The organism is Moraxella oblonga NBRC 102422 (genome assembly GCF_001598275.1).
Lineage (GTDB): Bacteria > Pseudomonadota > Gammaproteobacteria > Pseudomonadales > Moraxellaceae > Moraxella > Moraxella oblonga.
Map to the genome: position 1 here is coordinate 1 of NZ_BCYQ01000052.1, position 12,036 is coordinate 12,036.

Below are 12,036 nucleotides of genomic sequence, written 5' to 3' on the forward strand. Positions count from 1 at the left end.
AAGGGGGGGGGGGGACATACAGGCGATAACAGCACTGGATTTGGCAGGGCATATTGAGGGCTTGTTGCACCAACTTGATAAAATGGAACAAATCATTGAAGAGGGTGAAGAAGTACAGTTGGAACAAATCCGCCGAGCTTTTTTGTATGAGCTTGCCAATCTCATCAACCAAGTTCACATCACCATTGACAAAAATAAGCGTGGTATTACCGTCCCTGTCGTCAAAGCCTTTATCAAAGAAGTATATATCAAACATGAGCTACAAGGGCTTAATTTTCGTGCATGGGATAGTGATGATTTTGAGGCGTTAAAGCTCAACCATTTTCCAGAGGATTTGAAGGGTGAGGTGATGGGGCGGCGGTTGTCCATTGTGGAGACGGCTCGTTATTGGTTCTTGATTGCTCCGATTCGTACCTTTGATGTAAACCGCTATTCGGTGTGTCGCTTTTTGACCGAAGATACCGAATATGGGCTTTATATCACTTATGGGTGCTATGTGCCACGCCATCACGTCAATCCTGATATTATTCAGATGATTTTGAAACTTATCTCAACCATTTATACATTGGAAGTATCCGCCAGTGCAACATTGTTGAGCTTTATGGAAGATACTCGCAAAGCGTTTGCTCGTGAATTGCAACCACTACTTAGACACCCTATTGATTTTAATGGAGATTTGGAAGAGGCGGTTGCCAAACGCCTTGAAAAGTACCAAAAAGCCCTTGATAACTTTATCCTAAGTAAAATGCCTAATGTCATGCAAGCCATCACCAATAATGTTGATGACCGTGCGATTTTTGTGCATTATACAGGCGTACTGTTCAACAACATTTGGCAAGAGCTTCAATTCTTTGCTATGCTCCCTGCTACCGAATATGCGGATGCCACCGAAGTATTGTCGGCACGTATTTTGTGCTATCGTTTGTTTTTGAAAAAGACCCAAGATTTTTATTGGGACGAGCGACATTCTTGGGAAACCAAAGCCAGACAAGCGCTAATACCTAGTGAAAAAATCAGCGAGTTATTTGATGATGTTCATGCTCAACAACAGCAAATATTAGGTTTTTATCAGCAAATTGATGCGTATGAGGCAAATTTGGCACAGGGTAAATTTCTTGCCAAACTTGGTATCGGTCGCCCCAAACACACCATGGAAGAGCTTGAAGAGTATGGTCAAGAAATCTCCCAAGAGTTCTTTATTGATATCGTTCGCTTAGCCAAATCTTGCTGTCAGTTTATGGTGCATTATGAGTTTGAGGGTGGTCTGATGAGAAGTGGTGAAGAGAAAGATTATCGCCATTATAGCACTCCAACGGGCAAAACAGGACTTGATAAACTGCCTTTGCTTGCCCGCCTGCCCGAAAAACGTGAGAATTTTGATGTGTCGTCTTTTGAGTTAGTTTAAGCCTTCTCAAAGCGGGCAATACTCTCCACATGCCCCGTATGACAAAACATATCCATGACCCCTGCGTGCGTGAGCCGATAGCCCTGCTGGGTTAGACGTACGCTATCACGGGCAAGTGTCGCAGGGTCGCATGAAACATAGACGATACGGCTGGCGTCAAATTTGCCCAAATAGTTCATCACTTCCCACGCCCCTGTGCGTGGCGGGTCAATCAGCAGAGCGTCCACTTTTCCTACCCATGATTGGTCTGAAAAATCTTGGGTCAAGTCTTGGGTATAAAAGTCGGTGTTGGTCAAGCCGTTGGCATGGGCATTCATTTTGGCACGAGCGACCATGTCCAATGAGCCTTCTACACCCACCACACTGCCTGTATCACCCACCATTTTTGCCATCGCTAGGCTAAAATTCCCAAGCCCACAAAACAAATCAAGCACTCGTTCACCCTGTTTTAAACCCAGCAAATCACACGCCAGTTTTACCATTTGTTTGTTGATGGATAAATTCACCTGTGTAAAGTCAGTTGGACTACTTTGTAAGATCAAATCAAAGTCGGGCAATTCATAAAATAATCCACCTGTTGGTGGTATGGTGTGGCTCATGGGTAGCAGATTTTTATCTGCTTCGTCAATGCGGTGAATGCTGTCCACACCATGTGGCTGTAAAAAAATCTGCCAATTGACCGATTTGCCAAAGCTGATAAGCTGGTTGGTATCTGTGGTAGATAGGGTTTTGATATGACGAACGATGAGTGCAATATGGGGTAAAACGTGCGACTTGGTGGCTTTGCCAATGTTTTCACCAACGGCGATTTCTAGGTGAGTGATGTCGCCTTTGCCTTTTAAATGCTTTAAAACGGTTTTGAGTTTGTTTAGGTTGTTATTGACTGTTTTGTCCAAAATCGGGCAATCTGTGATGTCGGTCAAAAAGTTACTTGCCCGCTCACGAAACCCCACGATGAGTTTATCCACCTTTGGCAAATATCGCACGCCTAGACGAGCTTTGGTGCGATAGGCGGTACGCTCACCGATGATGGGCGGTAGCCATATATTGGGGCTTAGTCCTGCTTTGGAGAAGTGATTTTGCAAAACAGACTGTTTGTATTTGAGTTGTTCGTCCACATCAAAATGCTGTAAAGTACAACCGCCACACACCCCAAAATGCCGACAGATGGGCGTGGTGCGATGGGGGCTTGGGGTGATGATGTGGACGGTGTCAGCCTCATCAAAGGATTTTTTGCTGTGGGTTGGCATGGCTTTGATTGTTTCGTTTGGTAGGGCAAAACTCACAAAAACCTTTTTACCTGCCTTGTCGCCCTGTGTCTCATCATAAGTTGCCACACCACGTCCGTCATGGGTGAGTGCGGTGATGGTGAGCGTGATGGGGGTGGGGTGGGACTGTTTTTTGGGTGGTTTGGGGGATTTGGGTTTCATGATTGCCTGCCAAAAGGTGGGTGGCTTATTATATTGTGTTTTTTGGGTTTTGTCTTTATAATGGTTTTTATTTTTTAGGAAAAATCATGTGCCAGTTATGTCAGTTTCCTTATCTTATTCATGAAATGGATGATGTTCATCACGATGAAAAAGACCAAAGTGATAACCAGTTGCCGATGACCGCCAAAGACCACCCAGAATCTGGCACCGACCAAACTCCCGCCGTGCCATTGGTTGAGATGCTATGATGTGGGCAACTCATGAGCCGTTTTTACAATCCAAAGCACAGCTTTTGGTATTGCCCATGAGTGCTGATGGCAATATTTTTCACCCTGTGGTGGCACGTTGTAAAAGCCAGTTTTATGATAATTATGATTATTATCATAAAAAAGCAACCGCAGGCGAGCTCAATCTTGGTGACGTGTGGATACATACACTGACCAAACAACTCACAGGACTGGGTGTACAGACCGATAGGGTGGAATACATCGCCAACATCATCGCTCAAAAATCCCCCAAACACTGCATTAGCGTACGAATGTTTGAGCGGTGTTTGATAAATCTAAAACCTCAAATTTATGACTTGATGCGATATAAAGGTCTACGGCGTATGGCAATTTTGGGCTCGGCTCTGCTTGTGAATGATGAGAGTCCAAATCCAAACAGCCAAATCACATGGCTTACACCCCAAGATATTTTGCAAAGTTGTCATACAGTGCTTGGCGATGTGCCAAAGCTCACCATAGAAGTGCATTTTGGTAAAGATACGCCCCTGCCGATTTTAACAGGCTTGCAAAAAATGCTTGAAAATTAAAAATGCTTGGGCTATAATGCGTCCTGCTTGCGAACGTGGTGGAATTGGTAGACACGCTATCTTGAGGGGGTAGTGCTTCACGGCGTGAGGGTTCAAGTCCCTCCGTTCGCACCAAATAATCCTCATATTGAATTTTTTATTAATGGTATTTTTTAAAAAATACTTGACAACACTAAAATATTTGCTATAATAGCGTTCTAAATTGATGCGGGGTGGAGCAGTCTGGTAGCTCGTCGGGCTCATAACCCGAAGGTCGTTGGTTCAAATCCAGCCCCCGCTACCATTTTTGAAGTCCTTATTTTAAGGCATTACCATATTTGGTAATATCGGCTGATTTTGATACTCAAAGCCCGCAACTATGTGGGCTTTTTTGTACTTGTCATTTGGAAAACTTGACTAAATTTGTGTTAAAATGACTGTATCATATGATTTTCAAGGATAATTCATCAGATGAAACCCTCTTCTAAAATCTCAGAGCTTACCCAAATCATCGCCCCTGCGGTCAGTGCGTGTGATGTGGAGCTTTGGGGGATTGAGTTTATGCCACAAGGTCGCAAATCGTTATTGCGTATCTATATTGAGGTTACGCCAGAGGCTCGTGAACGTGGCGAACACATCACCATTGAGGACTGCTCGGCGGTGAATCACCAAGTATCAGGCGTGCTAGATGTACATGACCCCATTGCAGGTGAGTATGTGCTAGAAGTGTCAAGCCCAGGTTTTGACCGTCCATTGTTTACGCCAGAGCAGGTGGAGCGTTTCGTGGGCGAAGTCATTAATTTGCGTTTGATTCACGCCATTGGACAAGGCAACACCAAACGCCGTAAGGTGGTGGGACGTTTGATGCAGGTGGGTGAGTCTGGCATGACAGTGGTTACTGATGATAAATTGGAGTTTGACATTGCTTTTGACAATGTTGATAAAGCCAACCTAATTTATCAAGATTAATTTAACATATTGATTTAACATAAGGTAAACAAAGATGAGCCGTGAAATTTTGACCGTTGTAGAGACGGTGAGTAATGAAAAAGGGCTAGATGCTGAGGATATTTTTGGGGCAATCGAGCAGGCACTTGTGTTTTCTACCAAGAAAAAAGTCTATACCGAACAGCCAGAAGTTGCCATTCGTGTGTCTATTGACCGCAAAACGGGTAATTATGACACTTACCGCTACTGGACAGTGGTGGCGGACGAAGATCATGAAATGCCAGCTTGTCAGCTTGCCATTAGCGATTTGGACGAAACCAAATACCAAATTGGCGACATCGTAGAAGAGCAGATTGAATCCATTGAGTTTGGTCGTATCGCTGCCACCCAAGCCAAGCAAGTGATTATCCAAAAAATCCGTGAGGCGGAGCGTTCGCTTGTGGCAGACGCTTTTGAAGCACGCATTGGCGAGTTGATTACAGGCGAAGTCAAAAAACAAAGCAAAGACGGCTACATCATTGATTTGGGTGATGGGGCAGAAGGTTATCTTGCCAAAGACCAAGCCCTACCTCGTGAAAACTTACGCCCAAAAACTCGTGTAACATGTCTGCTTGCCCAAGTCAATCGTGATGGTCGTGGCAGTCAGCTTGTATTGTCTCGTGCCAGCAAAGACATGCTAAAAGCTCTTATGACCAAAGAAGTGCCAGAGATTAGCGAGGGTATCATTGAAGTGCGTGAGGTGGCTCGTTTGCCTGGTTTGCGTGCCAAGATTGCCGTCAAGACCCACGACAACCGCATTGACCCTGTGGGGGCGTGTATTGGTATGCGTGGTACTCGTATTCAAGCGGTACAAAGTGAGCTTGATGGTGAACGTATTGATGTGGTGGTGTGGAGCGATGACCCTGCTCAGTACATCATCAGTTCGTTGGAGCCTGCGGACGTATCTAGTATCGTGCTAGATGAGGACAATCGCACTGCTGACATTATTTTTGCAACCAATGACCAGCTTGCTCGTGCCATTGGTTCACAAGGACAAAATGTACGCCTTGCCTCTGATTTGACAGGTTACAAACTCAACATGATGTTGGAATCTGAATATGCCGAACGTCAAAAGAGCGAAATAGAAGCCATCATCAATCTGTTCTATGAGCGTCTAGAAGTGGATAGAGATTTGGCGGAAGCACTGGCTGAAATTGGTTTTACCACCATTGAAGAAGTGGCGTATGTTCCTGCCGAGACTTTCTATGACATTGAGGGTCTTGATGATGAGGCGATTGGCATGATTCAAGAGCGTGCCAAAGAAGTCATCATCGCTGATGAAGTTGCCAAAAAACAAAACATCAAAGAGCCAAGCGGTGAACTTCTTGCCCTAGAAGGCATGACCACAGCCATCGCTTACAAACTTGCCGAGCGAGACATCATCACCCTTGATGATTTGGCAGAACAGGCAACTTTTGACATTGATGATATTGAGGGCTTGGACAGCAAAACGGCTGGTGAGCTTATCATGAATGCTCGTAAGTCGTGGTTTGAATAACCATGCGTGCGTATGACATGAGTGCCTTGACATGGGCATGTTAAATTAATCACTTGCCAAAACACCTAATTTGTGTGTTTTTGGCAAGTCCAAACAAATTAGGTGTAAAAATGGCAGATAACGACAAAAAACGAATCAGTATCAAATCAAAAACAACTTCCACCGCAAAAGTAACTGGCACTTCTGGTAAAGCCAAAGCAGTAAATGTGGTGAAAACCAAAAAAATCGTATTTGAAAAACCAGATACCGACAAACTTGCCGAGGAGCTGGCAGAAAAAGCTCGCCTTGCCGAAGAAGCTCGTATCAAAGAGCTAGAAGCCAAACAAGAAGAAGAACGCAAGAAAAAACAAGCCCAAGAGCAACAAGAAGCCGTGCTTGCCTCCATGCGTGCCAACAGTAACACAAGCCAAAAATCCACCCAAACTGCTACCGCCTCTGTTGTTGTCAAAAAAGCCAAAAAAGAAGACGAAGCCTCTGACAGTGTTGTTACTGCCAGTGTGGTAAAAAAATCCGAAGTCAAAAAAGGTGACAAAACCAAAAAAGCACCCACCAAAGCCGAAACTTCTGCTGACAAAGAAGCTCGTAAAGCTCGTGAAGCCGAAGAACAAAAGTTGCGTGAGATTGAGGCTGAAAACCGCCGTAAATCAGCCGAAGAAGCCCAAAAACGTACGCTTGAACAAATGAAACAAATGGCAAGCCGTTATAGCGACAAAGAAGATTTGCCTGTGGCGGTGGTACGTAAAGATGAACCGCTCGCTAAGGGGCTTGTGGGTGAGGCGTTGGAGGAATCATTTGAGCAAGAACGCCGTGAAATTAAGCGTGGCGGTGGTAGTGCTAATGCTCGTGGTAAAACTGCCAAGAAAAAGGGCAAAGAAGAGCTAGAAATCAAAACCAAATCTCGTGGTCTTAAATCGTCCCAAGCGGGCAAACATAAGTTTGAAATGCCTGTTGAAAAAATCATTCATAACGTAGAAGTGGGCGAATCCATTGTGGTGTCGGATTTGGCTCAAAAAATGGCAGTCAAGGTGCGTGAGGTCATCAAAGCACTCATGAAAATGGGTGAGATGGTGCGTGAATCTGATACCATTGACCAAGACACCGCAGGGCTTGTGGTGGAGGAGTTTGGGCATAATTTGGTGCTGGTATCTGACACCAAACTAGAAGATGATTTGCATGAGGCTGTGGACGAAAAACAAGGCAATATACAGACTCGTCCGCCTGTCGTTACCATCATGGGGCACGTAGATCATGGCAAGACTTCATTGCTTGATAAAATCCGTGAGACCAAAGTAGCAAGCGGTGAGGCGGGGGGCATTACCCAGCACATCGGTGCTTATCATGTCAAAACAGATCGTGGCGTGATTACGTTTTTAGATACGCCCGGACACGCCGCCTTTACTGCCATGCGTTCTCGTGGAGCAAAAGCAACTGACATCGTGGTGTTGGTCGTAGCAGCTGACGATGGCGTGATGCCACAGACCATTGAGGCGATTGACCATGCTCGTGCGGCAGGTACACCCATCATCGTTGCCATGAACAAGATGGATAAGGACAGCATTGACCCTGAACGTGTGCTTAATGAGCTATCTGTCAAAGAAATCATCACAGAAGCATGGGGTGGCGATACACCGCTTGTAAAAGTCTCCGCCAAGACAGGCATGGGTATTGATGAGCTTTTAGAAACCATCAGCATTCAAGCTGAAATCATGGAGCTGACAGCACCTGTGGACGGCTCGGCACAGGGCGTGGTTATTGAATCTCGCATTGATAAAGGTCGTGGTGCGATTGCAAGTTTGCTTGTCAAAAAAGGCACGCTCAATCATGGAGATCTTGTGCTTGCGGGCGAATTTTATGGCAAAGTGCGTGCCATGACGGACGAAAACGGTCAGCGTATCAAATCGGCAGGACCTTCTATTCCTGTGGAGATTTTGGGTTTGCCCGATGCTCCTATGGCAGGTGCGGAGTTTTTGGTGGTTTCAGACGAGAAAAAAGCTCGTGAAGTGGCAGATTTTCGTGCCAACCGTGAGCGTGAGCGTCTGCTTGAACGTCAAAGTAAAATGCGTCTTGAAAATATGTTTGACAGCTTGGGCAAAGAAGAGATTGCCACACTCAACATTATCCTAAAAACTGACGTGCGTGGCTCACTTGATGCCTTGCTTGGTGCATTAGATGAGCTTTCTACCGATGAAGTCAAAGTACGCATCATCAGCTCTGGTGTGGGTGCAATCACCGAATCTGATGTGATTTTGGCAGAAAGTAGCGAAGCGGTTTTACTTGGTTTTAACGTACGTGCAGACGGTGCTGGCAAACGCAAAGCGGACGAAGCAGGTATTGACATTCGCTATTATAGCGTGATTTATGGTTTGCTTGATGATGTCAAATTGGCGATGAGTGGTATGCTTGCTCCTGAACATCGTGAGCAGATTTTGGGTATTGCCGAAGTGCGTGAAGTGTTCCGTTCTAGCAAATTTGGGGCGGCAGCAGGTTGTATGGTTAAAGAAGGCTCTATCTTCCGTAACAAACCAATCCGTGTATTGCGTGATGATAAGGTGATATTTAGCGGTTCATTACAATCCTTACGCCGTTTCAAAGATGATGTTACCGAAGTCAAGGCAGGATTTGAGTGTGGTCTTGCCGTCAAAGGTTACGAAGTGGCGGTGGGTGATTTGATTGAGGTGTATGAGATTCACGAAGTCAAACGTGAGTTATAATCAAATCAAACAAAACCCTGCGATTGTGGGGTTTTGTTTTTTGGGTGATTTGTGATACTATACTTAAATCACATCAAAATCATACAAAACCGTTCACCCCAAGCCAAGCCTTTGGGTGAAGCGGTTTTTCGTTATGGTTTTACAAGCTTACCAAAAACAAAAAACCTTTGTTTGTTTTTGAATAGAATTTACTTATTTTGCTTTAAATTCTTTTAATTTGGAAAATTATGAACCAACGTTTACAACGCTTAGCTGACCAAATTCAGCGTACTTTATCAGTACTTATCCGTGATGAGATTAATGACCCACGTTTGACAGGTTTTGTGACCATTTCATCGGTAAAAGTCAGCCCTGATTTGGGTTATGCCGACATTTATGTAACCATCTTAGAGCCTAGCAGAAACGGTGATACAGATGGTGGCATGAATATTGAAGCTCATCGTGAGAGTTTACAGGTTTTAAAAAATGCTTCAGGCTTTTTACGCAGTGAGCTTGCTCGCACGATGAAAACTCGCACGACACCACGCCTTAGATTTCATTATGATGAGGTTACGGCACATGGCAATTACATGACCAATTTGGTGAACGAAGCCATGAAAAAAACAGGCACAAGCACAAGTGAGACAGACGAATAATGGCTAAAAAAATCGTCTCTGGCGTGTTGCTTCTTGACAAACCAAATGGCATTAGCTCGCATACCGCCCTAAATCAAGCCAAACGTCTGTTTATGTCGCCACAGTTTGACAGCAAAAAAGCAGGACACACAGGCACACTAGACCCGATGGCGACAGGGCTTTTGCCGATTTGTTTGGGTGAGGCGACCAAATTTAGCTCATTTGGGTTAGATGCCGATAAGGGTTATCATGCAGTGATACGCTTGGGCGAACAGACCGATACGGGCGACAAAGAGGGTGAGGTGGCAAAAATATTGCCAACCCCTACCTTTACCCAAGATGATTTGAATGACATCGCCCAAACCTTCACAGGCGAACAGCAACAAATTCCACCCATGTATTCCGCCCTAAAAAAAGACGGCAAAAAACTCTACGAATACGCCAGAGAGGGTATAGATGTTGAACGTCAGGCTCGTCCTATCGTCATTCATTGGCTGACTTTGACCAAGATTGATGAGCAACATATCGCCCTGCACGTGATTTGCTCTAAGGGAACTTATGTGCGTGTGCTGGGTGAGGACATTGCCAAAAAACTTGGTACAGTAGGGCATTTGACCGCACTACACCGCACAAAGACAGGCGGATTTGATGTGATGGATTCGGTAAATCTTGATGAGCTTACCAAGCTAGATTTTGATGAAAGGTTTGCCAAACTTTTGCCCATTGATGCACTGCTTGTTCATTTGCCTATGTTGGATTTGAGTGCTGATGAAACTGCTCGCATTAAAATGGGGCAACGACTCAATGTCAAAGACCGTACTTGTGATTTGGTGTATGATGAGGGTTGTTGTCAAGTGCGTCTGTATCATGAGGGTGTTTTTTTTGGGCTTGGGCAGGTTGAGAGGAATGGGCGATTACAACCTGTACGTTTGGTTTCCTAAAAAGGTGCGATTGTCTTAAAAATGAAATTTTACTTGCCAAATATAGTCATTACAAGTTAAAATACCTTAAATCTGCAATATTCTTGAAGGAATTGTTATGAAAAAATTAGTGTTAGCCACTGCATTGGCAGGCGTATCAACTCTCTCATTTGCTAACTCTGGTCTATATATCCAAGGTGATGTTGGCTATTCTAAGCTCCAATATGCTAACGACCTTACCAATATTAAAACGAGAGATAACGGTGTTAAAGGCACGATTGCTGTCGGTAAAGATACTGGTGATATTCGTTATCAAGCGGATGTTAGTTATTATAATGATGCTTCTGGAGACCACAGAATTTTCAATGGTGACACTGTGGGAGTGAGTTACCAAATTCCTACCACTTCAGGTACACTCCTGACTGGTAATACTGAAGGTCAGGTGGTTCGTCAGCGTGTTAATGTGAAAGAAGTTCAGTCTGTTGGTGTATCTGCCATTTATGATTTTGAAACGACCAATCCGATGATTACTCCTTATGCAGGTGCAAGAGTTGGGATAAACCGTATTAAAACTAATGTACAGAATATTGTCAAGGCTGACATTGAAGTCCCAGATCCAAATGACCCATCTAATAAGCAAACCGTACAACAAATGCTTACAAACAATAATGTCAAAAGAAAAGACAAACTTGGTCTAGGTGCTTCTGCGGGCGTGCAATTCCACATCAATAACCAATTTGCCATTGATACAGGTGTAGAATATAATCACTTGGGTAAAGTTGATGGTATCAAAGGCGACCAGTTTGGTGCCAAAGTTGGTGCTAGATTGAATTTCTAAGAGCGTTATTGATGGTTTTATAGACACATAAACTTAGTTTGTGTGTCTATATTATTGATGATAAAACAACTTAACAACTTTTCAATAAAATGTGAGGAATGTAAGAAAATTCCTATTTTATAATCATAAGGTATAAATATGAAAAAATTAATGCTAGCCACTGTATTAGCCAGCACTTCAACCCTAGCTATGGCAGGTGCTTTTGATGATTTGTATGTGCAGGGCGATGTCGGTTTGTCCAAACTTGAAGTTAAGATTGATGACGAGAAATTCAAAGACAACAACACAGGTTATTCTATCGCTCTTGGTAAGGATATGGGTACTTTTCGTTATCAAGCAGACTATACCGATTTTGGTAAAATAACAGAAAATTATTCGGATGGTGATTTGGCTATTATAGGTAATGATGAAGTGACAACCACCCTAAAAGCCCAATCGCTTGGTTTTTCTGCCATTTATGATTTTAAACCCGTTTTTAGTGTAACGCCTTATGCAGGTCTGCGTGTGGGTGTCAATCAGCTCAAAGCCGAAGATAAGGGCAGAGCTTCTACCATTGATGTTACAACCAATCAGCAAACGCTCATCTCTTATTATGAATCTGAGAAGAAAACCAAAGTAGGCGTTGGCGTGCTTGCTGGGGTACAGTATGCTTTCAATCCAAAATTATTGCTAGATGCAGGTGTAGAATACCACCATCTTGGCAAGGTTGAAGATTGGAAATTCAACCAATACGGTGTAAAAGTTGGCTTGCGTTACAACTTCTAATGTTAAGTGATGAACAAAATCTCCTTGTTTTTACAAGGAGATTTTTTTGGTATACCAACCGAACCTAACAACTGG

The 12,036-nt window shown here is 44.0% G+C and carries 10 protein-coding genes, 2 tRNA genes and 1 pseudogene; 12 read left to right on the forward strand and 1 reads right to left on the reverse strand.

Going from position 1 to position 12,036, the window contains the following annotated elements:
* Positions 1-1,405 (forward strand): hypothetical protein (locus MOB01S_RS12575; protein WP_066805320.1); only part of this gene is annotated, 1,405 nt, incomplete at its 5' end.
* Here the strand turns inward: MOB01S_RS12575 and rlmD are convergent.
* Complete coding sequence (gene rlmD / locus MOB01S_RS11000; protein ID WP_066805322.1) at positions 1,402-2,835, reverse strand: 23S rRNA (uracil(1939)-C(5))-methyltransferase RlmD; 1,434 nt, start codon at positions 2,833-2,835, stop codon at positions 1,402-1,404. The genes MOB01S_RS12575 and rlmD overlap by 4 nt on opposite strands.
* A gap of 86 nt (positions 2,836-2,921) precedes the next feature.
* Here rlmD and MOB01S_RS11005 point away from each other — a divergent pair, with 86 nt between their 5' ends.
* From MOB01S_RS11005 to MOB01S_RS11055, 11 genes and pseudogenes are all read left to right on the forward strand, one after another.
* Positions 2,922-3,083: a hypothetical protein gene (locus MOB01S_RS11005; protein WP_157073985.1), complete on the forward strand. Its 162-nt coding sequence runs from the start codon at positions 2,922-2,924 to the stop codon at positions 3,081-3,083.
* Positions 3,080-3,649: a hypothetical protein gene (locus MOB01S_RS11010; RefSeq protein ID WP_066805326.1), complete on the forward strand. Its 570-nt coding sequence runs from the start codon at positions 3,080-3,082 to the stop codon at positions 3,647-3,649. The genes MOB01S_RS11005 and MOB01S_RS11010 overlap by 4 nt, the downstream gene beginning before the upstream one ends.
* Positions 3,650-3,678: 29 nt before the next feature.
* A tRNA-Leu gene (locus MOB01S_RS11015) sits at positions 3,679-3,763 on the forward strand.
* 92 nt (positions 3,764-3,855) lie between these two features.
* Positions 3,856-3,932: transfer RNA gene (locus MOB01S_RS11020), tRNA-Met, on the forward strand.
* Between the two features lie 167 nt (positions 3,933-4,099).
* On the forward strand, positions 4,100-4,597 hold the full coding sequence (gene rimP / locus MOB01S_RS11025; RefSeq protein ID WP_066805328.1) for a ribosome maturation factor RimP: 498 nt from the start codon (positions 4,100-4,102) through the stop codon (positions 4,595-4,597).
* 34 nt (positions 4,598-4,631) lie between these two features.
* Positions 4,632-6,113, forward strand: a complete 1,482-nt coding sequence (nusA, locus tag MOB01S_RS11030; RefSeq protein ID WP_066805331.1) for a transcription termination factor NusA — start codon at positions 4,632-4,634, stop codon at positions 6,111-6,113.
* Positions 6,114-6,235: 122 nt separating this feature from the next.
* Positions 6,236-8,824 (forward strand): annotated as a pseudogene (gene infB, locus MOB01S_RS11035) (translation initiation factor IF-2); the annotation flags it as partial.
* A gap of 227 nt (positions 8,825-9,051) precedes the next feature.
* Positions 9,052-9,459, forward strand: a complete 408-nt coding sequence (locus MOB01S_RS11040; RefSeq protein ID WP_066805334.1) for a ribosome-binding factor A — start codon at positions 9,052-9,054, stop codon at positions 9,457-9,459.
* Positions 9,459-10,379: a tRNA pseudouridine(55) synthase TruB gene (truB, locus tag MOB01S_RS11045; protein WP_066805337.1), complete on the forward strand. Its 921-nt coding sequence runs from the start codon at positions 9,459-9,461 to the stop codon at positions 10,377-10,379. The genes MOB01S_RS11040 and truB overlap by 1 nt, the downstream gene beginning before the upstream one ends.
* A gap of 109 nt (positions 10,380-10,488) precedes the next feature.
* On the forward strand, positions 10,489-11,196 hold the full coding sequence (locus MOB01S_RS11050; protein ID WP_169798150.1) for an opacity family porin: 708 nt from the start codon (positions 10,489-10,491) through the stop codon (positions 11,194-11,196).
* A gap of 138 nt (positions 11,197-11,334) precedes the next feature.
* Positions 11,335-11,961, forward strand: a complete 627-nt coding sequence (locus MOB01S_RS11055; protein WP_066805341.1) for an opacity family porin — start codon at positions 11,335-11,337, stop codon at positions 11,959-11,961.
* The last annotated feature ends 75 nt before the right edge of the window (positions 11,962-12,036 follow it).